Origin of the sequence: Klebsiella electrica (assembly GCF_006711645.1) — a bacterium.
Classification (GTDB): Bacteria; Pseudomonadota; Gammaproteobacteria; order Enterobacterales; family Enterobacteriaceae; genus Klebsiella; species Klebsiella electrica.
This window is the reverse complement of the sequence record NZ_CP041247.1, coordinates 1,378,679-1,400,848: the sequence shown is the minus strand read 5'-3', so window position 1 is coordinate 1,400,848 and position 22,170 is coordinate 1,378,679. Positions and strand designations below refer to the sequence as shown.

The 22,170-nt window shown below is 54.6% G+C and carries 22 protein-coding genes and 7 tRNA genes; 14 read left to right on the top strand and 15 right to left on the bottom strand.

What is annotated here, in order from left to right:
* Positions 1 to 7: 7 nt before the first annotated feature.
* From Electrica_RS06790 to Electrica_RS06780, 3 genes are all read right to left on the bottom strand, one after another.
* A tRNA-Ala gene (locus tag Electrica_RS06790) sits at positions 8 to 83 on the bottom strand.
* A 40-nt stretch (positions 84 to 123) separates the two neighbouring features.
* A tRNA-Ala gene (locus Electrica_RS06785) sits at positions 124 to 199 on the bottom strand.
* A gap of 40 nt (positions 200 to 239) precedes the next feature.
* A tRNA-Ala gene (locus Electrica_RS06780) sits at positions 240 to 315 on the bottom strand.
* Positions 316 to 534: 219 nt separating this feature from the next.
* Here Electrica_RS06780 and Electrica_RS06775 point away from each other — a divergent pair.
* Entirely contained in the window at positions 535 to 888 is a 354-nt protein-coding gene (locus Electrica_RS06775; protein ID WP_100686529.1) for a YfeC-like transcriptional regulator, read from the top strand.
* Positions 889 to 892: 4 nt separating this feature from the next.
* Positions 893 to 1,285 (top strand): YfeC-like transcriptional regulator, encoded by a 393-nt coding sequence (locus Electrica_RS06770; protein ID WP_100686528.1) that lies wholly within the window; start codon positions 893 to 895, stop codon positions 1,283 to 1,285.
* A gap of 58 nt (positions 1,286 to 1,343) precedes the next feature.
* Here Electrica_RS06770 and gltX read toward each other — a convergent pair whose 3' ends face one another.
* Positions 1,344 to 2,762, bottom strand: coding sequence for a glutamate--tRNA ligase (gltX, locus tag Electrica_RS06765; protein ID WP_141964023.1), 1,419 nt, complete (start codon positions 2,760 to 2,762; stop codon positions 1,344 to 1,346).
* A 259-nt stretch (positions 2,763 to 3,021) separates the two neighbouring features.
* On the opposite strand from gltX, the gene Electrica_RS06760 reads away from it, so the two are divergent.
* The 4 genes from Electrica_RS06760 (at position 3,022) to Electrica_RS06745 (ending at position 3,417) form a co-directional block, all read left to right on the top strand.
* Positions 3,022 to 3,097, top strand: a tRNA-Val gene (locus tag Electrica_RS06760).
* A gap of 42 nt (positions 3,098 to 3,139) precedes the next feature.
* Positions 3,140 to 3,215: transfer RNA gene (locus tag Electrica_RS06755), tRNA-Val, on the top strand.
* 46 nt (positions 3,216 to 3,261) lie between these two features.
* Positions 3,262 to 3,337: transfer RNA gene (locus Electrica_RS06750), tRNA-Val, on the top strand.
* 4 nt (positions 3,338 to 3,341) lie between these two features.
* A tRNA-Lys gene (locus tag Electrica_RS06745) sits at positions 3,342 to 3,417 on the top strand.
* Positions 3,418 to 3,628: 211 nt separating this feature from the next.
* On the opposite strand, the gene Electrica_RS06740 is transcribed toward Electrica_RS06745, so the two are convergent.
* Positions 3,629 to 4,555 (bottom strand): LysR family transcriptional regulator, encoded by a 927-nt coding sequence (locus tag Electrica_RS06740; RefSeq protein WP_100683213.1) that lies wholly within the window; start codon positions 4,553 to 4,555, stop codon positions 3,629 to 3,631.
* Positions 4,556 to 4,644: 89 nt separating this feature from the next.
* Between Electrica_RS06740 and Electrica_RS06735 the strand changes: the two genes are divergently transcribed.
* The gene (locus Electrica_RS06735) at positions 4,645 to 5,643 is read left to right on the top strand and encodes a bile acid:sodium symporter family protein (RefSeq protein ID WP_100683214.1); all 999 of its coding nucleotides are present in this window, start codon (positions 4,645 to 4,647) and stop codon (positions 5,641 to 5,643) included.
* Here the strand turns inward: Electrica_RS06735 and Electrica_RS06730 are convergent.
* The 3 genes from Electrica_RS06730 to zipA all read right to left on the bottom strand — a co-directional run bounded on the left by Electrica_RS06730 (position 5,640) and on the right by zipA (position 8,978).
* Entirely contained in the window at positions 5,640 to 5,858 is a 219-nt protein-coding gene (locus tag Electrica_RS06730) for a DUF3820 family protein (protein ID WP_013878164.1), read from the bottom strand. The two genes, Electrica_RS06735 and Electrica_RS06730, sit on opposite strands and share 4 nt — an antisense overlap.
* 1 nt (position 5,859) lies before the next feature.
* The gene (gene ligA, locus Electrica_RS06725; protein ID WP_141964021.1) at positions 5,860 to 7,875 is read right to left on the bottom strand and encodes an NAD-dependent DNA ligase LigA; all 2,016 of its coding nucleotides are present in this window, start codon (positions 7,873 to 7,875) and stop codon (positions 5,860 to 5,862) included.
* A gap of 74 nt (positions 7,876 to 7,949) precedes the next feature.
* On the bottom strand, positions 7,950 to 8,978 hold the full coding sequence (zipA, locus tag Electrica_RS06720) for a cell division protein ZipA (protein ID WP_167686223.1): 1,029 nt from the start codon (positions 8,976 to 8,978) through the stop codon (positions 7,950 to 7,952).
* Positions 8,979 to 9,208: 230 nt separating this feature from the next.
* Here zipA and cysZ point away from each other — a divergent pair, with 230 nt between their 5' ends.
* The 5 genes from cysZ to crr all read left to right on the top strand — a co-directional run bounded on the left by cysZ (position 9,209) and on the right by crr (position 14,104).
* Positions 9,209 to 9,970 carry a sulfate transporter CysZ gene (cysZ, locus tag Electrica_RS06715; protein ID WP_131048817.1) on the top strand — a complete coding sequence of 254 codons (762 nt, stop codon included), beginning with the start codon at positions 9,209 to 9,211 and terminating at the stop codon, positions 9,968 to 9,970.
* Between the two features lie 201 nt (positions 9,971 to 10,171).
* Positions 10,172 to 11,143: a cysteine synthase A gene (cysK, locus tag Electrica_RS06710; RefSeq protein WP_095100420.1), complete on the top strand. Its 972-nt coding sequence runs from the start codon at positions 10,172 to 10,174 to the stop codon at positions 11,141 to 11,143.
* A 379-nt stretch (positions 11,144 to 11,522) separates the two neighbouring features.
* Positions 11,523 to 11,780 (top strand): phosphocarrier protein Hpr, encoded by a 258-nt coding sequence (ptsH, locus tag Electrica_RS06695; protein ID WP_000487600.1) that lies wholly within the window; start codon positions 11,523 to 11,525, stop codon positions 11,778 to 11,780.
* A gap of 44 nt (positions 11,781 to 11,824) precedes the next feature.
* Entirely contained in the window at positions 11,825 to 13,552 is a 1,728-nt protein-coding gene (gene ptsI, locus Electrica_RS06690) for a phosphoenolpyruvate-protein phosphotransferase PtsI (RefSeq protein WP_100683219.1), read from the top strand.
* Positions 13,553 to 13,594: 42 nt separating this feature from the next.
* A complete protein-coding gene (gene crr / locus Electrica_RS06685; protein ID WP_003861316.1) occupies positions 13,595 to 14,104 on the top strand; it encodes a PTS glucose transporter subunit IIA in 510 nt (169 codons plus the stop codon).
* A 41-nt stretch (positions 14,105 to 14,145) separates the two neighbouring features.
* Here crr and Electrica_RS06680 read toward each other — a convergent pair whose 3' ends face one another.
* Positions 14,146 to 14,385: a cytoplasmic protein gene (locus Electrica_RS06680; protein WP_100683220.1), complete on the bottom strand. Its 240-nt coding sequence runs from the start codon at positions 14,383 to 14,385 to the stop codon at positions 14,146 to 14,148.
* Positions 14,382 to 15,248, bottom strand: coding sequence for a pyridoxine/pyridoxal/pyridoxamine kinase (pdxK, locus tag Electrica_RS06675; RefSeq protein WP_141964019.1), 867 nt, complete (start codon positions 15,246 to 15,248; stop codon positions 14,382 to 14,384). Before pdxK ends, Electrica_RS06680 begins: the two co-directional genes overlap by 4 nt.
* A gap of 82 nt (positions 15,249 to 15,330) precedes the next feature.
* Between pdxK and ptsJ the strand changes: the two genes are divergently transcribed.
* Positions 15,331 to 16,626, top strand: a complete 1,296-nt coding sequence (gene ptsJ, locus Electrica_RS06670; protein ID WP_141964017.1) for a MocR-like B6 salvage transcription factor PtsJ — start codon at positions 15,331 to 15,333, stop codon at positions 16,624 to 16,626.
* Positions 16,627 to 16,758: 132 nt separating this feature from the next.
* Positions 16,759 to 17,160 (top strand): YybH family protein, encoded by a 402-nt coding sequence (locus Electrica_RS06660; RefSeq protein WP_141964015.1) that lies wholly within the window; start codon positions 16,759 to 16,761, stop codon positions 17,158 to 17,160.
* Here Electrica_RS06660 and cysM read toward each other — a convergent pair.
* The 5 genes from cysM to Electrica_RS06635 all read right to left on the bottom strand — a co-directional run bounded on the left by cysM (position 17,157) and on the right by Electrica_RS06635 (position 21,996).
* Positions 17,157 to 18,068, bottom strand: coding sequence for a cysteine synthase CysM (gene cysM / locus Electrica_RS06655; protein ID WP_131048808.1), 912 nt, complete (start codon positions 18,066 to 18,068; stop codon positions 17,157 to 17,159). The genes Electrica_RS06660 and cysM overlap by 4 nt on opposite strands.
* Before the next feature lie 119 nt (positions 18,069 to 18,187).
* Complete coding sequence (gene cysA, locus Electrica_RS06650; protein ID WP_141964013.1) at positions 18,188 to 19,282, bottom strand: sulfate/thiosulfate ABC transporter ATP-binding protein CysA; 1,095 nt, start codon at positions 19,280 to 19,282, stop codon at positions 18,188 to 18,190.
* Positions 19,272 to 20,147: a sulfate/thiosulfate ABC transporter permease CysW gene (gene cysW, locus Electrica_RS06645; protein WP_131048807.1), complete on the bottom strand. Its 876-nt coding sequence runs from the start codon at positions 20,145 to 20,147 to the stop codon at positions 19,272 to 19,274. The genes cysA and cysW overlap by 11 nt, the downstream gene beginning before the upstream one ends.
* Positions 20,147 to 20,980 carry a sulfate/thiosulfate ABC transporter permease CysT gene (cysT, locus tag Electrica_RS06640; protein ID WP_100683231.1) on the bottom strand — a complete coding sequence of 278 codons (834 nt, stop codon included), beginning with the start codon at positions 20,978 to 20,980 and terminating at the stop codon, positions 20,147 to 20,149. Before cysT ends, cysW begins: the two co-directional genes overlap by 1 nt.
* Positions 20,980 to 21,996 carry a sulfate ABC transporter substrate-binding protein gene (locus Electrica_RS06635; protein ID WP_141964011.1) on the bottom strand — a complete coding sequence of 339 codons (1,017 nt, stop codon included), beginning with the start codon at positions 21,994 to 21,996 and terminating at the stop codon, positions 20,980 to 20,982. Before Electrica_RS06635 ends, cysT begins: the two co-directional genes overlap by 1 nt.
* Positions 21,997 to 22,170 lie beyond the last annotated feature (174 nt).

Sequence of the window (22,170 nt, the reverse complement as noted above, 5' to 3'; positions counted from 1 at the left end):
CTGAATTTGGTGGAGCTAAGCGGGATCGAACCGCTGACCTCTTGCATGCCATGCAAGCGCTCTCCCAGCTGAGCTATAGCCCCACAAAGTGTTTTACGAACCAAACCTGATGGGAACAGTGTTTGGTGGAGCTAAGCGGGATCGAACCGCTGACCTCTTGCATGCCATGCAAGCGCTCTCCCAGCTGAGCTATAGCCCCACAAAGTGTTTTACGAACCAAACCTGATGGGAACAGTGTTTGGTGGAGCTAAGCGGGATCGAACCGCTGACCTCTTGCATGCCATGCAAGCGCTCTCCCAGCTGAGCTATAGCCCCGAACCGTAAAACGTGTCGTGTTGACGGGCGGCATAATATGAATTCCTTCGTCAGGTGTCAACGGCAAAATGAATCCTCACCATTTGATCGCTGAAAAAGCAGGCAACTTGCTGACATTGCGAGCCTTATCGCAGGTAGACGTTAAACATGTCACTCTTTCATGTAAAAGGATGCTATAACATGAGCAACTAATTCCCACATTTTTACTCAGGAAATAGTATGCTCAAGGAACGAATGACACCTGAAGAAATTGCGCATCTTACCGGGTTCAGCCGGCAGACGATCAATAAATGGGTACGTAAAGAGGGATGGCAAACATCACCTCGTCCCGGCGTGCAGGGCGGTAAGGCGCGTCTCGTCCACGTTAATGACCAGGTTAAAGAATTTATTCGCAGCGCACAGCGCGTGGCGGAACCCTCCCCTTCTTATTCCCCGGCAGAAAACGACCTTGAACCCTTGCTGCTGACGCTCAGTAAAGAGATGACGCCCGGGGAACAAAAACAGTTGATGTCGCTGCTACTGCGCGAAGGCATTCGCGGGTTACTCCAGCGGCTGGATATTCGTGACCAGTAATATAATGATGAAACTAAAAGATAAAATGACGCCGGCAGAGCTGGCAGATTGCCTTGGGCTGGCCAGACAAACGATTAATCGCTGGGTCAGAGAACAACAATGGCGCACGGAGAGCATTCCCGGCGTCAAAGGTGGCCGCGCTCGTCTCATCATTATTGATAAGACAGTCCTCGATTTTCTGGCCAATATTCCGGCACTCCGCCATCTGCTAACGGAACATCAGTTGGCCGAACCGTCCAGCCACTATTTTGTTAACGATGCGGGCGCTATCTGGCGGCAAATTGCCGAAACGCTGCATCTTATGACGATAGAAGAGCAACAGCACCTGCGGGACCTTCTCGCCCGTGAAGGAATCAGCGGATTCTTGTCGCGTCTCGGAATTGCCAGTCAGAAATAAGTAAAAAACGGCAGGATATAACCTGCCGTTTCGTTAAGCTTCGACGAGCAAACCTGAATCAGGATTGCTGGTTTTCGCGTTCTGCAATAAAAATCAGCGCTTTATTGATACGTTCTACGCTGCGGGATTTACCGATAGCGTGGACCGTAACGTCAAGCGCCGGCGACTGACCAGCCCCGGTTACCGCAACGCGCAGCGGCATCCCGACTTTACCCATCCCCACCTCCAGCTCATCTGCCGTCGCCTGAATAGCGTGGTGAACATTTTCTGCTGTCCAGTCTGTGATAGCAGACAGTTTGTCACGCACGACTTCCAGCGGCTGACGAGCCACCGGACGCAGGTGTTTCTTCGCGGCGTCAGCATCAAACGCGTCAAATTCTTCGTAGAAATAACGGCAGCTTGCCGCCATCTCTTTCAGCGTTTTGCAACGTTCACCCAGCAGAGTGACCAGCTCAGCCAGCTGCGGACCGTTGCGGGTGTCGATATTTTCCTGCTCAATATGCCACTGCAGATAGGTCGCCACGTATTCCGGCGCCATCGAATTAATATAGTGATGGTTCAACCACAGCAGTTTATCCGTATTGAATGCGCTGGCCGATTTGCTGACCGCGCCGAGGGAGAACAGCTTGATCATCTCTTCGCGGCTGAAGATCTCCTGGTCGCCGCTGGACCAGCCCAGACGCACCAGGTAGTTCAGTAGCGCTTCCGGCAGGTAGCCGTCATCACGATACTGCATCACGCTCACGGCACCATGGCGTTTGGAGAGTTTCTTACCGTCATCACCATTAATCATGGAAACGTGGGCATATACCGGGACCGGCGCGTTCAGCGCTTTCAGGATGTTGATCTGACGCGGGGTGTTGTTGATATGGTCTTCACCGCGGATCACGTGGGTGATCTCCATATCCCAGTCATCCACAACCACACAGAAGTTGTAGGTCGGAGAACCATCGGTACGACGGATAATCAGATCGTCAAGTTCCTGGTTGCTGAATTCGATTGGCCCACGGATCTGGTCGTCAAAAATAACAGATCCGTCTTGCGGGTTAGCAAAACGCACCACGCAAGGTTCATTATCGGCATGATGTTCATGGCCGTGGCGGCAGCGCCCGTCATAACGCGGCTTTTCACCCTTCGCCATCTGCTCTTCACGCAGCGCATCCAGACGCTCTTTGGAGCAATAGCATTTATACGCGGTACCCGCTTCCAGCATTTCATCAATGACGGCGTTATAGCGGTCAAAACGTTTGGTCTGGAAGTACGGACCTTCATCCCATTCCAGGTTCAGCCAGTTCATCCCATCCATGATGGCTTCAATTGCTTCCGGCGTTGAGCGTTCAAGATCGGTGTCTTCAATACGCAGAACAAACTCACCGTCGTTATGACGAGCAAAAAGCCAGGAATAGAGAGCAGTACGCGCACCGCCAACGTGCAGATAGCCTGTCGGGCTGGGCGCGAAGCGAGTTTTGATTTTCATGAAATGGCCTTACGTTTAATAAAGATGCCGACAACCGGCAGAGTCCGTGGGTATTTATGGGTGAATATTCTAACACCGTGGGCTGATTCCTCAATGTTGTTCAGGTCTGAACGTCACGCTTTGCTATTTTTGTTTATAAATCATGCTCCGCGGATGCTTTTGCGATCGTTTTGGCTAATTTTACGACGAACAAACAAATTATTTAGAAAAGGCGTTGACTCATTTTCAACTCTCCCTATAATGCGACTCCACACAGCGGGGGTGATTAGCTCAGCTGGGAGAGCACCTCCCTTACAAGGAGGGGGTCGGCGGTTCGAACCCGTCATCACCCACCACTACTTAGGTAGTCTCCGCCGTGTAGCAAGAAATTGAGAAGTGGGTGATTAGCTCAGCTGGGAGAGCACCTCCCTTACAAGGAGGGGGTCGGCGGTTCGATCCCGTCATCACCCACCACTTTCTCGCCAGCTGGATTTCTTGTCAAAATGTGAAGTACCGAAGTGGGTGATTAGCTCAGCTGGGAGAGCACCTCCCTTACAAGGAGGGGGTCGGCGGTTCGATCCCGTCATCACCCACCACTTCGGGTCGTTAGCTCAGTTGGTAGAGCAGTTGACTTTTAATCAATTGGTCGCAGGTTCGAATCCTGCACGACCCACCAATGTAAAAAGGCGCCCTAAAGGCGCATTTTTGCTATGCGCAGAATTTAACGATTCGAATCTGCGGCAGGTTCGACAAAATCGTCGGGAACGATTTTGCATCGCCGCCTGCGGCGACCCGTAGGGCGAGTCTCAGGATGAGACGAGTGATATCCTGCACGACCCACCCGCTCTCCCCTCACTTTTCTGTTATTTCTTAGCGCCACACCGACCTCACCGCTGATACAGCGGATCGTCGGTTCTGCCTGCGGTCAGCGTATTTCCCTCTTCACGCACGACTTCCCACAGCGCCTGCGCGGCGGTAGAGAGTGAGCGGTTTTTACGCTGCGCCAGCATCAGCTGACGCTCAACAACCGGGGTGAGTCGCTTGACCCGCAAATGGCTGCCTTGAGGCAACGGCAGCGCCAACGCCGGTAGAATGCTGATGCCAATGCCTGACTCCACCATTGGAAACAGCGTAGCCGGATGCCCAATCTCCTGCACAATACTGGCGTCAATGCCAAAATGCGCCAGGGCGGCATCAATCAACGGTCGGCTACCAGAGGCATAATCCTGCAATACCAGTCGCTGGTGGTGAAGCTCCTGCCAGCTCACCGATGCCCTTTCGGCAAAAGGATGATCCTCCCGACATAAAAGCAAAAAAGGTTCCGCCAGCACCGTTTCACATTGCAGATCGGTCGCCGCACCGGGATCGATAACAATACCGAAATCCACCTCCCCCTGGCGAATGCTTTCCAGCACCCACTGCTGCGGACGATCGTGCAGAACAAAGTCGATCTGCGGATAACGTTGATTACTGTGCGCAATACATTGTGGGATCAGGTGCGCTGAAATCGTCTGGCTGGCGGCTACCCGTACGGTTCCGGTTAACTGCTGTCCGACCCGTCCGGCATCACGCAGCGTACTGTTCAGTTCGTCCAGCAGCCGCTCAAGACGACCGGCCAGCTGCTGTCCCGCCTCCGTCAGCACCACCTCCCGGGTCGTACGGTCGAGCAGACGAACGCCGGTCTGGTGTTCCAGCTCTTTTACGCTATGGCTGACCGCAGACTGACTAAGACCAATCATCTCCCCTGCCCGGCTGAAGCTTTTTGCTCTGGCGACGGTGACGAAGACCTTTAACTGGCGAAGCGAATAATTCATCTTTTTTATTCATGAATGGATGCAATAAATTAATTTTATTTCTCAAAATAGAAAAAGCACAATAGCGATATCGATTTTCAGGAGCGTTTATGAAACTTTTCCGCATTCTTGATCCCTTTACTCTGACTCTTGTCACCGTGGTGCTGCTGGCCTCTTTTTTCCCGGCCCGCGGCGAGTTTGTTCCCTTCTTTGAAAATTTAACCACCGCCGCCATTGCGCTGCTGTTTTTTATGCACGGGGCAAAACTCTCCCGCGAGGCCATCATCGCCGGTGGCGGCCACTGGCGCTTGCATCTGTGGGTTATGTGCAGCACGTTTGTGGTGTTCCCGGTTTTAGGCGTGCTGTTTGCCTGGTGGGCGCCGATTAATGTCGACCCTGCGCTGTATACCGGATTTGTCTATCTCTGCATTCTGCCTGCAACCGTTCAGTCGGCTATTGCCTTTACCTCGCTGGCGGGAGGTAACGTCGCGGCAGCCGTCTGCTCTGCATCGGCTTCGAGTCTGCTGGGGATATTTATTTCGCCGCTATTGGTCGGTGTGCTGATGAATCTGCACGGCGCTGGCGGCAGCCTGGAACAGGTCGGCAAGATTATGCTGCAACTTCTGCTGCCGTTCGTTCTTGGCCACCTCTCTCGCCCATGGATTGGCGATTGGGTTGCCCGGCATAAAAAGTGGATCTCAAAAACCGACCAGACTTCGATTCTGCTGGTGGTCTATTCCGCATTCAGCGAAGCGGTTGTGAACGGTATCTGGCACAAAGTCGGCGTCGGCTCGTTGCTCTTCATCGTCGCCGTCAGCGTGGTTCTGCTGGCTATCGTGATTGCCATCAATATCTTCGTCGCACGCAAATGTGGCTTTAACAAAGCTGATGAAATCACGATTGTTTTCTGCGGTTCGAAAAAGAGTCTGGCAAACGGCATACCGATGGCCAACATTCTCTTCCCGACTTCGATTCTGGGGATCATGGTGCTGCCGCTGATGATTTTCCACCAGATCCAGCTGATGGTATGCGCCGTACTGGCCCGACGCTACAAACGGCAGGCTGAAGCACGGCTGGCGCAGGAGAAAACCCGCGCCTCTGAGGCCTAACGCGGCTGCTTCAAGGGCTGAACCAACTGGGTCAGCCCTTCCGTTTTAATCAACAAGGTTAATGCCATCAGCTCGCCAAGATGGCCGGCAGGAAACTGGTCTTTACGGGCAAACCACAGCAAATACTCTTCCGGCACATCAATCAGGCGACGGCCTTTGTATTTGCCAAACGGCATTTCCGTATTGGCAATCTCTATGAGCTGAGCTTTATCCACGTTATTCTCCCAGCAGCCGTAGCATTTCGGCTTCGTCAATGACGGCAATGCCCAGTTCCTGAGCTTTAGCAAGCTTAGAGCCCGCCGCTTCGCCGGCAATCACCAGATCCGTTTTCTTCGAGACGCTGCCGGCGACTTTCGCCCCCAGCGCCATCAGCCGCGCCTTCGCATCATCGCGAGAAAGCTGGCTGAGACTGCCGGTCAGGACAACCGTTTTACCGGCAAACGGGCTATCAATCTCCTCGGCATTGACCACCACCGGCGCAGGCCAGTTGACCCCTTCGGCGCGAAGCTGCGCGATCACATCGCGGTTGTTCTCTTCAGCAAAGAAGTGAAAGACGTGCGTGGCCACGACAATTCCCACATCCGGCACTTTTTGCAGCTCCTCAATAGTAGCCTGCTCCAGCGCTTCAATCGTGGCGAAACAGGACGCCAGCCCGGCGGCCGTTGCTTCGCCGACTTCGCGAATGCCTAATGCGTAGAGAAAACGAGCAAAGGTGGTTGCTTTCGATTTTTCCAGGGCATTAACCACGTTTTGTGCTGATTTAGGCCCCATACGATCCAGGCCGGTGAGCTTCCCGGCGGTTAAGCGAAACAGATCCGCCGGGGTGTGGACGTACTCTTTTTCAACCAGCTGGTCGATAATTTTGTCCCCCATGCCCTCCACATCTAACGCGCGGCGGGAGACGAAATGTTTTAATGCTTCCTTGCGCTGGGCGCCGCAAATCAATCCGCCGGTACAGCGCGTTACCGCCTCGCCTTCGACCCGCTCGACATCAGAGTTGCACACCGGACAATGGGTCGGGAAGACGATTTCTCGCGTCTCCTCCGGGCGCTCTGAAAGTACGACGTTGACGACCTGCGGAATCACGTCCCCCGCGCGGCGAATCACCACTTTATCGCCAATTCGCAGCCCCAGACGCTCTATTTCATCGGCATTGTGCAAAGTAGCATTACTCACCAGAACACCGGCCACATGCACCGGCTCCAGGCGAGCCACCGGCGTGATGGCTCCGGTACGCCCCACCTGAAACTCTACGTCGCGCACGAACGTCATTTGCTCCTGCGCCGGGAACTTAAACGCCACCGCCCAACGTGGCGCACGGGCCACAAAGCCAAGCTGTTCCTGAAGCACCAGGGAATCGACTTTGATGACCACGCCATCAATATCAAAACCTAAATTCGGACGGTCCTCTTCAACTTTACGATAGTAAGTGAGCACTTCCTCTGGGGTATGGCAAAGTTTCACCCGGTCGCTCACCGGCAGCCCCCATGCTTTAAACTGCCGCAGACGGCCGGAATGACTCTCCGGCAGCTCACCGCCATTCAGCGCGCCTACGCCGTAGCAAAAGAAAGTAAGCGGTCGCTTCGCCGTAATTCGCGGATCGAGCTGACGCAGAGAGCCTGCCGCCGCGTTGCGTGGGTTAGCAAACACTTTCCCTCCGCTACGGCGGGCCTCCTCGTTAATTTTTTCGAAGCCGGCCTGCGGTAAGAAGACCTCGCCGCGAACCTCCAGCCGCAGTGGAATATTATCGCCACGCAGTTTCAGCGGAATCGCGCGAATGGTCCGGACATTGGCGGTGATATCTTCGCCGGTGGTACCGTCGCCACGGGTTGCCGCCTGAATCAGCACGCCGTTTTCATACAAAATGCTGACCGCCAGCCCGTCCAGCTTTAACTCGCAGCAATAAATCAGGTCATCACTGCTCTTCAGTCGATCCTGAACGCGCTTATTGAAGGCAAGGAAGCTCTCTTCATCAAAGACGTTGTCCAGCGACAGCATCGGAACCTCATGGCGAACCTGGCTGAATGACGCCAGCGGCGCCGCGCCCACGCGTTGGGTTGGTGAGTCAGAGGTAATCAGTTCCGGATGCAGGGCTTCAAGCTCGCGCAGTTCGCGCATTAAGCGGTCATATTCCGCATCGGCAATCTCCGGGGTATCCATAACGTGGTACAGATATTCATGATGGCGAAGCGTGGTTCGCAGTTCAGTTAGCTTTTGTTCGATCGGTTCCATATCACACCATCAATGATAAAAAACCCCCGGCAGGCGGGGGTTCTGGATTGGTAGACGAAACGCCGGGGAATAAATCAGGCGTTAGCCTCTTTAACTTCACGAATACGGTCCTGATATTCGCGCAGTTTTTGCGGGGTCATCATCCGACGCTGATCGTCCAGCACCACACCACCGACTTCATCGGCAATATACTGTGCGGATTGCAGCATCAGTTTAAAGTTCTGTAGCTCATCACCAAACGACGGCACCTGCATAAAGATCGTGACCCCAGGCGTGGTCATATCGGCCATACCGTCAGGGTTGAAGGTACCCGGTTTAACCATATTTGCCAGGCTGAACAGAACCTGACCGCTGCCGTCCGGGCTGAGATGGCGATGAAAGATATTCATATCACCAAATTTAAAGCCCGCCTGCTGAATGCTGTTAATCAGCACTTCGCCGTTAATCTGCGAGCCCTGATGCGCAGAAACGTTCATGACGATAACCGTTTCTTTGCGTTCTTTTGGCTGCGGCGCTGGCTGCTGAGGCTCGGAGACCTGCGGTTCAGTTGTCGGCTGAGGCTGTGCGGCGACAGGCTGCGGCGCCGGCTGCTGTACCTGAGCAGGCTGCGGCGGCGCACTCTGAACAACCGGCTGCCGAGGCGCTTGCTGAGGCTGATATTGCGGCGGCACAGGTTGCTGCGGCGCAACAGGTTGCGGTGGCTGTTGCACCTGAGGAGACGGCACATGAGGCTGTGGCGCCTGATGCTGAGCGGGCTGCTGCCGTACCGGTTCTTCCGCACGCACAGGCTGCTGAACCTGACGCTCGTAAGGAGGCTGATATTGGTGTTGCGGCGGCGCCTGACGAGGTGCTTCTTGCTCCCCATGCACGCCATTTGGGGCGTGGTTAACCCGGTGAACGCGAACTTCACCTACGCCTTCAACATCGTCATCAAAGTCATCGTTCTCAGACTCTTCGTCATCGCGAGACTTCATACGTTTCAGTGGGCGATCGCGAAACATCGAGGAACGTTCTTTACGGCTGGTCCAGAAACCGTGTACCAGTAAAGCGAGTATGGCGATCGCGCCAACAATGATTAATATCAGACGCAAATCCTGCATCATTATATTCTCTGTTGTTCTAACACCTTGCCACCACGGCAAAAATTTACTCACTAAGAGTATTTGCCGATTACGTCGAGTGCAAGTGTGTCTACCGCTTTCACTACATAAAGATGAACTAAATCGTGCTTTTTGCTGTTTTTTCGAACATTTCCTAACTGGTTATTGTCTGGCAACCCGATAAAATAAGCGCGCATTCAGTTAGGATGTCAAAAGAGGAGCATCGCCTGACCATGGTTTCAACATCCGCATCTACCCCGCGTAGCGGCGTCTACTATTTTTCGCAGGGCTGGAAACTGATCGGGCTGCCGGGGATTCGTCGTTACGTTTTTTTGCCTTTGTTAGTTAACATCATTCTGATGGGCGGCGCCTTCTGGTGGCTGTTCACCCGCCTGGATAGCTGGATCCCATCCTTAATGAACCATGTCCCGGACTGGCTACAGTGGCTGAACTATCTGCTGTGGCCCATCGTGGTCATCTCTATTCTGTTAGTGTTCGGTTACTTCTTCTCCACCATCGCCAACTGGATTGCCGCGCCGTTTAGCGGCCTGCTCGCTGAGCAGCTCGAAGCCCGTCTGACCGGCGCCACGCCGCCGGACGTGGGCATTTTTGGCATCATGAAAGACGTGCCGCGCATTATGAAGCGTGAGTGGCAGAAGTTTGCCTGGTACCTGCCGCGCGCTATCGTACTGCTGATACTCTATTTCATTCCTGGGATTGGACAGACTCTGGCACCGGTACTGTGGTTTCTGTTTAGTGCGTGGATGCTGGCCATTCAGTATTGCGATTATCCGTTTGATAATCACAAGGTCCCTTTTAAAACTATGCGCGAGGCGCTGCGTACCCGTAAGGTCACCAATATGCAGTTTGGCGCTCTGACCAGCTTATTTACGATGATCCCGGTGTTAAACCTGGTCATTCTGCCGGTCGCCATTTGCGGCGCAACGGCCATGTGGGTCGATTGCTATCGCGATAAACACGCCATGTGGAAATAGCCGTCCTCTCCTTGCGTCTCAATGCTTCAGGCCAACAAAAGCGCGGCCTGAAGCACAGCGGCTATATACCGCGCCTTATTCCTTCTGGCTTACCATTATTTCCCTTCCGAATATAGATATGCTAAATCCTTACTTCCGCATATTCTTTAAGCGGGTATGCTGAAGCCGTACTCCCAAATTTCATACAGTTAAGGACGGGCCATGAGTAAGATTTTTGAAGACAACTCCCTGACTATCGGCCACACGCCGTTAGTACGACTGAACCGAATCGGTAACGGGCGCATCCTGGCAAAGGTTGAATCACGCAACCCGAGCTTCAGCGTAAAATGCCGAATCGGTGCCAATATGATTTGGGATGCCGAAAAACGCGGTGTACTGAAAGCAGGCGTTGAACTGGTTGAACCGACCAGCGGCAACACCGGTATCGCTCTCGCCTACGTTGCGGCAGCGCGCGGTTATAAGCTGACGCTGACCATGCCGGAAACCATGAGTATTGAACGTCGTAAATTGCTGAAAGCACTCGGCGCGAATCTGGTGCTGACCGAAGGCGCGAAGGGCATGAAAGGCGCCATTCAGAAAGCAGAAGAGATTGTCGCCAGCGACCCGGAAAAATATCTGCTGCTGCAGCAATTCAGCAATCCGGCAAACCCGGAAATTCATGAAAAGACCACCGGTCCGGAGATCTGGGAAGATACGGACGGCCAGGTGGATGTCTTTATCTCTGGCGTCGGCACCGGCGGTACGCTGACCGGCGTGAGTCGCTATATCAAAGGCACTAAAGGCAAAAAAGATCTGATCACCGTGGCGGTTGAGCCGACCGACTCCCCGGTTATCGCGCAGGCGCTGGCAGGCGTTGAGCTAAAGCCAGGTCCGCATAAAATTCAGGGTATCGGCGCCGGCTTTATTCCGGGCAACCTTGATCTGAAACTGGTTGATAAAGTGGTGGCTATCACCAACGAAGAAGCCATCTCTACCGCACGTCGTCTGATGGATGAAGAAGGCATTCTGGCCGGTATCTCATCCGGCGCGGCCGTCGCTGCCGCACTTAAGCTCCAGGAAGATGAGGCCTTTACCAATAAGAATATTGTGGTTATCCTACCGTCCTCGGGTGAGCGTTATTTAAGCACCGCGCTGTTTGCCGATCTCTTCACCGAGAAAGAACTGCAACAGTGATGCCAGCTCGTTAATATTGTGTAAAAAAGCACCTTTCCAGGTGCTTTTTTGTGGCATACGTCAAAGTTTTACCCCTCCTGGCATTGATTCACCGCGTAGGGTCTGGTATTTAACCAACACATTTATTTTGATGCGCGAAATTATTCATAATTGGATTTCCATAAGCTGAATCGATTTTATGATTTGGTTCAAGACTTCCTTTCGCTGCATAATGTTTAATGACGTGCCAGACGTCCACGGCCAGATGGTCTGCACAGCGAATATGCTGCTGACAACTTAGCCAGACACGTAGTGCCGACGCTAACAATACAGGCTAAAGCCTTGCCGTTAGGCTAGACTTTAGGTCCACAACACTAAACCTATAAGTTGGGGAAATATAATGTTCCAGCAAGAAGTTACCATTACCGCTCCGAACGGTCTGCACACCCGCCCTGCTGCTCAGTTTGTTAAAGAAGCAAAAGGCTTCACTTCTGAGATCACTGTAACCTCCAACGGCAAAAGCGCCAGCGCCAAAAGCCTGTTCAAACTGCAGACTCTGGGTCTGACTCAGGGTACCGTCGTCACCATCTCCGCTGAAGGCGAAGATGAGCAGAAAGCAGTTGAGCATCTGGTAAAACTGATGGCTGAACTCGAATAAGTTCACGGGTTCTTTTTAATATCAGTCACAAGTAAGGTAAGGTTATGATTTCAGGCATTTTAGCATCCCCGGGTATCGCTTTCGGTAAGGCTCTCCTGCTGAAAGAAGACGAAATTGTCATCGACCGGAAGAAAATTTCTGCCGATAAGGTTGATCAGGAAGTCGAACGTTTCCTGAGCGGCCGCGCCAAGGCCTCCGCCCAGCTGGAGGTCATCAAAACCAAAGCTGGTGAAACTTTCGGTGAAGAAAAAGAAGCCATCTTCGAAGGGCACATCATGCTGCTGGAAGATGAGGAGCTTGAGCAGGAAATCATAGCCCTGATTAAAGATAAGCAGATGACTGCCGATGCGGCAGCAAATGAGATTATCGAAGGTCAGGCCACTGCCCTGGAAGAGCTGGATGATGAATACCTGAAAGAACGTGCGGCTGACGTACGTGACATCGGTAAGCGCCTGCTGCGCAACATCCTTGGTCTGGCTATCATCGATCTGAGCGCGATTCAGGAAGAAGTTATTCTGGTTGCCGCCGATCTGACTCCGTCAGAAACCGCACAGCTGAACCTGAACAAGGTGCTGGGCTTCATCACCGACGCCGGCGGCCGTACCTCCCACACCTCTATCATGGCGCGCTCCCTTGAACTGCCTGCCATCGTGGGCACCGGTAGCGTCACCACCCAGGTGAAAAACGGCGATTATCTGGTCCTTGATGCGGTGAATAACCAGGTTCTGGTTAACCCGACCAACGAACAAATCGAAGAACTGCGTAAACTGCAGGTCCAGGTCGCTGAAGAGAAAGCGGAGCTGGCCAAACTGAAAGATCTGCCGGCGATTACGCTGGACGGACATCAGGTTGAAGTCTGCGCCAACATTGGTACCGTCCGTGACGTCGATGGCGCAGAGCGCAACGGCGCGGAAGGCGTAGGTCTGTACCGTACCGAATTCCTGTTCATGGACCGCGATGCGCTGCCGACTGAAGAAGAGCAGTTTGCCGCCTATAAAGCGGTTGCCGAAGCGTGCGGTTCGCAGGCCGTTATCGTTCGTACCATGGACATTGGCGGCGATAAAGAGCTGCCGTACATGAACTTCCCGAAAGAAGAGAACCCGTTCCTGGGCTGGCGTGCCGTGCGTATCGCGATGGATCGTAAAGAGATCCTGCGTGACCAGGTACGCGCCATCCTGCGCGCCTCTGCGTTCGGTAAGCTGCGCATCATGTTCCCGATGATCATCTCTGTTGAAGAAGTGCGCGCGCTGAAGAAAGAGATTGAGATCTACAAACAGGAACTGCGTGACGAAGGTAAAGCATTCGACGAAAAAATCGAAGTCGGCGTGATGGTTGAAACACCGGCAGCGGCAACGATTGCCCGTCATTTAGCGAAAGAAGTGGATTTCTTTAGTATCGGAACCAATGATTTAACGCAATATACTCTGGCAGTTGACCGTGGTAATGATATGATTTCACATCTTTACCAACCAATGTCGCCATCTGTTCTGACGCTGATTAAGCAAGTTATTGATGCTTCCCATGCCGAAGGCAAATGGACTGGCATGTGTGGTGAGCTTGCGGGCGATGAACGTGCTACACTTCTGTTGCTGGGTATGGGTCTGGACGAATTCTCTATGAGCGCCATTTCCATCCCGCGTATCAAGAAGATTATTCGTAACACGAACTTCGAAGATGCGAAAGTATTAGCAGAGCAGGCTCTTGCTCAACCGACAACGGACGAGTTAATGACGCTGGTTAACAAGTTCATTGAAGAAAAAACAATCTGCTAATCCACGAGATGCGCGGCCCAAATTACTGCTTAGGAGAAGATCATGGGTTTGTTCGATAAATTGAAATCTCTGGTTTCTGATGACAAAAAAGACTCCGGAACTATTGAGATTGTTGCTCCGCTCTCTGGCGAGATCGTCAACATCGAAGACGTGCCGGATGTGGTTTTTGCGGAAAAAATTGTGGGTGATGGCATTGCCATCAAACCTACCGGCAACAAAATGGTTGCGCCGGTAGACGGTACCATCGGTAAAATCTTTGAAACCAACCATGCATTCTCTATTGAATCTGATAGCGGCATTGAGCTGTTTGTTCACTTCGGTATTGATACCGTTGAACTGAAAGGCGAAGGCTTCAAACGCATTGCCGAAGAAGGTCAGCGTGTGAAAGTCGGTGACCCGGTCATCGAATTCGATCTGCCGCTGCTGGAAGAGAAAGCCAAGTCAACTCTGACTCCGGTTGTTATCTCCAACATGGATGAGATCAAAGAACTGATCAAACTGTCCGGTAGCGTGACCGTGGGTGAAACCCCGGTTATTCGCATCAAGAAGTAATTCTTGCCGCAGAAAAAATGGCGCCTTTTGGCGCCATTTTTCTATAGGATCGATTTTACCGGCTGAAAGTATTTCTCCCGGGAGAGCACCTTCATCCCCTCCGGCCCACTTTCCAGAATCCGCCGTTCGCTATCTGAAACCAACAGTTCGCACTGGTATCCTCCTGTCACGCCAAACAGCGACCGGGCTACGCAGACATCCTCCAGGGCATCATGACCGGTGGTATCAAAATAACCGACAATACGCCCCTGCTGACGTACGACTAAACGATAGCTCTTCATGCGCTCACCTCCAGCGGTGGCAGGATCAGCTCATCGCACCCCTGCCGATCGGTCCAGGTCATGACGGCCAGCACGCGCTGCGCAGCAGCCTTCGTCGCCGTGCCCAGCGCCAGCCCCGATAGCAGGCCGCTAATCAGCTCGGCGCAAAACAGGTCGCCGGTTCCCTTCAGGTCCGTTTCAACCCGTGGATGAACCACCACCTCAACCGAATCAGCCGTCACCACCAGAACGTTAATCGTTGTGCTGTCCATCCCCGGAGCGCTGGTAATCACCACCCACTTCAGCGAGTCGGATAGCAGACTGCGTGCGGCAGCGATGGCCTCCTGCTGATGACGGCAGGGCATCCCGCTCAGCGTTTCCAGCTCGAACAAGTTAGGCGTTATCCCCTGCGCCAACGGCAGCAGATGAGTACGATAGGCATCCGGAATTTCCGCCTTCACGTAAATCCCGCTATCGACATCGCCAATGACCGGATCAACAAGAATACAGAGCTGCGGGTGAGATTCGCGGATCCGGCGTAACCACTGCGCCAGACGTTCTATCTGTACCGCGCTGCCCATATAACCCGTGGTCACCGCCCGTAATTCGCGCAGCGCGTCACGCTCTTCCAGCGCCTGCAGGTAGCCCACAAACCACGCTTCCGGAATCACGCCGCCATAGAACGTATCGTAGTGTGGCGTATTACTGAATAACACCGTCGGCACGGCCATCACCCGCAGTCCATGCTGCTTAATGGCCGGCACCGCGATACTGTTACCGACGCTGCCGTACACGACCTGCGATTGCACGGCGACGATGTCGACCTCTAGCGCCCGGCTCTTGTCGTTGAAGAGCACTGATTGTATTTCGTCTTGTTGGCCCATCCCTTCTCCCTCCGCTGGACAGCGGGTCATACTCTGATTATCATTCGTCCTATGCTAAAATCCATTTTGTCATAGGTCAATAATGATCGTTGGAAAAACCGCCGGTGAAATTTTTGATAACATCCGCCATCTGATCCAAAGCGGAGTATTAAAACCCGGAGAAACGCTGCCTCCGGTGCGTGAGCTGGCTGCTGAACTGACGGTTAACCGCAACACCGTCGCTGCGGTCTATAAACGGCTGGTCACCTCCGGACTGGCCGTCAGTCAGGGGCGCAACGGTACCGTCATTAAATCGGCGAATGCCCCCCTGGCGCAGGAAGGCGGAGATCCTTCTTCCCCCCTCAGAGACATCTCCGGCGGCAACCCGGATCCCCGCCGCCTGCCGGATCTCGCTCGCTACCTGAATCAGCTCTCGGTGACCCCACACCTGTACGGCGATGCTGCCGTGGAACCGAATCTGGCGGCCTGGGCACAGCGCTGGATGCACCAGGATCTGGGAATCCATGCGGAGATTAACCTGACCAGCGGCGCCATCGACGCGCTGGAGCGGTTGCTTTGCGCCCTGCTTCTGCCCGGCGATAACGTTGTGGTTGAAGACCCCTGCTTCCTCAGCAGTATCAATATGCTGCGCTACGCCGGATTTAATGCCTGCCCGGTAGCCGTCGACGAAGAAGGGATATTGCCTGACGGGCTGGAACAGGCTTTACGCAGCGGCGCGCGAGCCGTCATTTTGACCCCGCGTGCGCACAACCCGACCGGCTGTAGCTTCAGTGAAGCCAGAGCCGCGGCTGTTCGCGAGATTCTGACTCGCTACCCGCAGGTACTGGTGATTATTGATGACCACTTCGCATTGTTATCGGCAACGCCCTGGTACTCCCCTCTGCCCGCCACCACTCAGCGCTGGGCGCTGGTACGCTCCCTGTCAAAAACGCTTGGGCCGGACCTGCGCCTGGCGTTTGTCGCCAGCGACAGCGCCACCTCGACTGCGCTACGTCTACGGCTCAATGCCGGAAGCCAGTGGGTCAGTCATCTGCTGCAGGGTTTTGCCTTTGCCTGCCTGAATGATAGCGTCTTTAGCGCCTCGCTGACGGAGAGTCGACGCCATTATCGTCGGCAGAATGAAAAACTGGCCGCCGCCCTGGCCCAGCGCGGTTTTCCCTCTTACCCGCCGGGAGATGGCCTCAATTTCTGGCTACCGCTAACGGAGCCGAGTCAGCCAATAGCTTTGCGCTTAGCGCGCGCCGGCTGGTTAGTCCGCGAAGGGGAAGCGTTCGGTATTCGTACGCCATCGAACGGTCTTCGGCTATCGCCGGGGACGTTAAGCGATGATGAGATTGAGCGCCTGGCTGATGACTTACACCTTGTTCTACAGCTCTGACGCAAGTGGCCAGCGCTTTATCCGTTCCGCACAGGAGATGCGCTGCCAGGATTATCGCGAGATGAGCCAGAAGCGGTGGGCATTTCTCGCTAATCTGCTGACCCATTTTCTACGCTAACCCCGGAGGCATTCATGGTAAACCCGCCGCTCAAAGCCGTCATTGAAGCGTGTGACCGCGCAATATCGCAGGAAGACTACGAGACGTTAATGGACTATTACGCCGAGGATGCCCTGCTGGTGGTGACGCCGGAACAGGTTGTGAAAGGCAAGGAGAACATCCGTAAAGCCTTTCTCGCCATTGCCGACTACTTTCAGCACCGGCTGGTGGTGACGCAAGGCAGGATGGAGATACTGGAAGGCGGCGACACTGCGCTGGTGATTATGGAAACCCGGCTGGATATCCCGACGACGGAGGGGGGAACCACCCAGGTCACGCGCCGCGCCACCTATGTTTTTCGCCGCCAGGAGCAGCGCTGGCTGTGTACCGTAGATAACTCCTACGGTACCGACCTGCTGGACTCGCCTGCCCGTTAAATGCCCGCCCCCTGGCTAAAGTGCTCTTCGCCAAACACCCCGGTAGACAGGTAGCGATCGCCGCGATCGCAGACGATCGCCACCACGACCGCGCCGGGGTTTTCACGCGCGATACGTAACGCGCCGGCTACCGCGCCGCCGGAGCTGACGCCGCAAAAAATCCCTTCCCGCACTGCCAGCATACGCATGGTGTTTTCCGCGTCCTGCTGATGAATATCCAGCACCGCATCAACCAGCGCAGCATTAAAAATTCCCGGCATATACTCTGCCGGCCAGCGCCGAATCCCCGGAATGCTGCTGCCCTCTTCCGGCTGCAGTCCCACGATGCTCACCGGCTTATCCTGTTCACGCAGAAAACGGGACACGCCAGTAATCGTGCCGGTGGTGCCCATACTGGAGACAAAATGGCTGATTCGCCCGGCGGTCTGCTGCCAGATTTCCGGCCCGGTGGTGGTGTAATGCGCATAAGGGTTGTCGGGGTTATTGAACTGATCCAGCAGTTTCCCTTCGCCGCGCTGAGCCATTTCCGCCGCCAGATCGCGCGCGCCTTCCATCCCCTGCTCTTTGGTGACCAGAATCAGTTCGGCACCGTAGGCCAGCATCGCTGCGCGGCGCTCCTGGCTCATGTTGTCCGGCATCAGGAGCTTCATCTGATAGCCTTTCAGCGCGGCAATCATCGCCAGCGCGATACCGGTATTCCCGCTGGTGGCTTCTATCAGGACATCGCCGGGCTTTATTTCACCGCGTTTTTCGGCTTCAACGATCATTGAAAGCGCGGCGCGGTCCTTGACTGAACCCGCCGGGTTGTTGCCTTCCAGTTTGACCCAGATTTCACTGCCGTTGTCCGGTCCCATGCGCTGAAGCTTGACCAGAGGGGTATTGCCGATAGTGTGTTCAAGTGTATTCACGATTTTTACTCAATAAAAAAGCCGGGTTGCGCGCAGCGATCCCGGCCTACAAGACGTAGTGATAACTGTAGGCCCGGTAAGCGCAGCGTCACCGGGCGATAAACATATTCAATAAACTATCAGGCTGACTCCGCCAGAGCAATATCCTCGCGCGGCTCTATCCGCTGATTGCCGTTATACAGTCGCGCATTCTGTAAGCCGACGAACAGTCGCTCACCGCGATACGGCGCGACATCGCCCGGCAGCACGACGGTCAGCGGTTCGTCATACCACCCCAATGGCTGAACAACTAATTGGGTGTAGTGCCCTTTCGGGCTGGCTTCCAGTACCTGGACCGGCAGCGGTGAATCGAGGCTGGTACGGCGACTGATATCCACTTCCCACGGGCGCAGGAACAGATCCACCGGCCCTTGATAAGCCGGGGTATACCCCAGCGGCCAACGATGGGCGCCGACATGGAACTGACTGCCGCGCACAATCCCTTTCAGGCGGTTAACCTCGCCCATAAACTCCAGGACAAAGCGGGTGGACGGTTCACGCCAGACCTGTTCCGGCGCATCGGCCTGCTCGATATTGCCCTGGCTCATGACCACCACGCGATCGGCTACTTCCATCGCTTCCTCCTGGTCATGGGTCACAAATACGCTGGTAAACTTCAGCTCTTCATGCAGTTGACGCAGCCAGCGACGGAGCTCTTTACGCACCTGAGCGTCCAGCGCGCCGAAGGGTTCATCGAGCAGCAGAATTTGCGGCTCCACGGCCAGCGCACGTGCTAACGCCACGCGCTGCTTCTGACCGCCGGAAAGCTGCGCCGGGTAGCGATCGGCAAGATGAGCCAGCTGCACCATTTCCAGCAGCCGGGTGACTTTCGCTTTGATCCCGGCGGCGTTCGGACGTTCACGGCGCGGCAACACCGTCAGCCCAAAAGCGATGTTCTCAAAGACCGTCATATGACGGAACAGCGCATAGTGCTGGAAAACAAAGCCCACTTTACGGTCACGGGCGTGAACGCGGCTCACGTCGGTGCCATGAAAACGAATATGGCCGCTGGATTGATTCTCCAGGCCGGCAATAATACGCAGCAGCGTGGTTTTGCCGGAGCCGGATGGCCCCAGCAGCGCGACCATCTGTCCGGAAGGGATATCCAGAGAGATATCATTCAGCACCTGAGTGCGTCCAAAAGATTTCTTAATATTGACAATCTCAATGCTCATGATTCCCCTCCAGTTGCGCGCGTTTTTCCTGATTGGCCAGACGCCATTGCAACATACTCTTTAAAAACAAGGTCAAAATAGCCATTAACGTCAGCAGAGCGGCGGCGGTAAAGGAACCGACGGTGTTGTAATCCTGCTCCAGCAATTCAATCTGCAGCGGCAGCGACAGGGTTTCACCGCGAATCGAGCCCGAAACCACTGAAACGGCGCCGAACTCCCCGATAGCGCGCGCGTTGGTCAACACCACGCCATACAACAGCGCCCAGCGGATATTCGGCAAAGTCACCCGGCGGAACATCTGCCAGCCGGAGGCGCCGAGCAGAATCGCCGCTTCATCTTCGTTACTCCCCTGACTCATCATCACCGGAACCAGCTCACGTACCACAAACGGGCAGGTAACGAAGATGGTGGCCAGCACCATGCCCGGCCAGGCGAACATAATTTGCAGGTTATGCGCATCCAGCCAGCCGCCGAGCGGGCCGTTGGAACCGTAGAACAGCAGATAGACCAGACCCGCCACCACCGGCGAGACGGCAAAAGGAATATCCAGCAGCGTCAGCAGCAGCTGGCGGCCTGGGAAGTTAAAACGCGTCACCAGCCATGCCAGCAGCGTACCGAAAACCAGGTTAACCGGTACGGTAATCAGCGCAATCATCACCGTCAGCCAGATTGCATGCAGCATGTCCGGGTTAGCCAGATTTTGCAGCACCGGCATCAGCCCTTTGCTGAAGGCCTGGACGAAGATGTAGACCATCGGCACGATCAGAATGAAGGCGGAAACCAACATTCCGGTGCCAATCAGAAACCATTTCCCCCAGTTGATGCGGGGAGCATCATAACGCTTCAATTGAGTAACTTCCGCCATTAGTGACCTACCACACGTCGACCGAAGCGACTTTGCAGGGTGTTGATGGAAAACAGCAGCAGCAGCGAAGCCGCCAGGATCACCGATGCAATCGCGCTCGCCGCCGGGTAATCAAACTCCTGCAAACGAATAAAAATCATCAGCGAGGTGACTTCGGTTTTCCATGCGATGTTGCCGGCGATAAAAATCACCGCGCCGAATTCGCCCAGGCTGCGGGTAAACGATAGCGCAATCCCGGCCAACAGCGCCGGAGAGAGCTCAGGCAGCACCACTTTGCGGAAACTCTGCAGGCGGGTGGCGCCCAGGGTTTCCGCCGCTTCTTCATATTCCGGCCCCAGCTCTTCGAGTACCGGCTGTACGGTACGTACCACGAAGGGGATGCTGGTAAAGGCCATGGCGACCGCGATACCGAGCCAGGTATAGGTCACCTTGATATCAAACTTCGCCAGCCACTCGCCGTAAAAACCGTTAACCGAAAACAGGGAAGCCAGAGTCAGACCGGCAACCGCCGTCGGCAGGGCAAACGGCAGATCCATCAGCGCATCAAGCAGCGTACGGCCCGGAAAACGATAGCGCGTCAGAATCCACGCCATCAGCAGGCCAAATACGCCATTAAAAATTGAGGCGACAAACGCCGACAGCAGGGTCACTTTATAGGCCGCCACCACCTGCGGGTTGGTGACGACATCCCAGTATTGACTCCAGGTCATCTGCGCCAGTTGCATCACCAGCGCACTCAGGGGGAGCAGTAAAATCAGACAGACAAACAGCAGGCTGGTGCCGAGGCTCAGGGTAAACCCCGGCAGCACGCGCTTAGATGCAGCAGCAAACATTACTTACGCCCCGCCGCCAGCAGTTTGTCCAGCTCGCCGCCGCTGGCAAAGTGGGTTTTCATCACGTCTGGCCAGGCGCCAAACTGGTCTTCGACGCGGAACAGTTCGGTCTGCGGGAATTTATCTTTCAGCGAATCCATTACCTTCGGGTTATTCACGCGATAGTAATAGTCGGTGATGATGGTCTGCGCCTGCGGGCTGTAGAGCCAGTTCAGATAAGCCTTTGCCGCCTTCTCAGTCCCGTTGGCCTTGACGTTTTTGTCCACCCAGGCAACCGGGAACTCCGCCAGAATATTGACCTTCGGCACGACGACTTCGAAGCCCTGGTCCTCATACTGTTTGCGAATATTGTTCACTTCCGATTCAAAGGTAATCAGCACATCGCCGAGTCCACGTTCAACGAAGGTGGTGGTCGCGCCGCGACCGCCGGTATCAAACACCTCGACGTTTTTCAGGAACTGGGTCATGAACTGTTCGGTTTTCGCTTTATCACCGCCGTCGGCTTTATCTGCGGCTCCCCATGCCGCCAGATAGGTATAGCGCGCGTTGCCGGACGTTTTCGGATTCGGGAAAATCAGCTTCACGTCCGGGCGCACCAGATCGCTCCACTCATGAATATTCTTCGGGTTCCCCTTACGCACCAGGAACGCCATGGTGGAGTAGAACGGCGAGCTGTTGTTCGGCAGACGGCTTTGCCAGTCGGCGGGAATCAGATTGCCTTTGTCATGCAGGATCTGTACATCTGTCACCTGGTTATAGGTCACCACATCGGCTTTTAAGCCCTGCAATATAGCAAGCGCCTGTTTAGACGAGCCGGCATGAGATTGTTTGATAGTCAGCTTATCGCCGCCGTTATCTTTCGCCCACTGCTGTTCAAACGGCGGATTAAGGGCAGCAAACAGCTCACGGGAGACATCATAAGAGCTGTTCAGCAGCTCAGTCGCCTGCGCCTGCGCAACCAGCAGCATCGAAGCAGCCAGTGCCAGATATCCTTTGTTCAGTGATTTAACTGCCATTGCGCACCCTTATCAATTTGATGATTTTCTGCTGATCATCATATTTATAACGGCGATGAAAGGAGTAACGGTTTTATATACCGTTTGGCGATTTGGAAGTCGAAAAGAGAATAAGCAGTTGGCAAAGCTTTGCCGAAAGCGACTCACCCCGCTCCTTTCCCGTCCGGGAGAGGC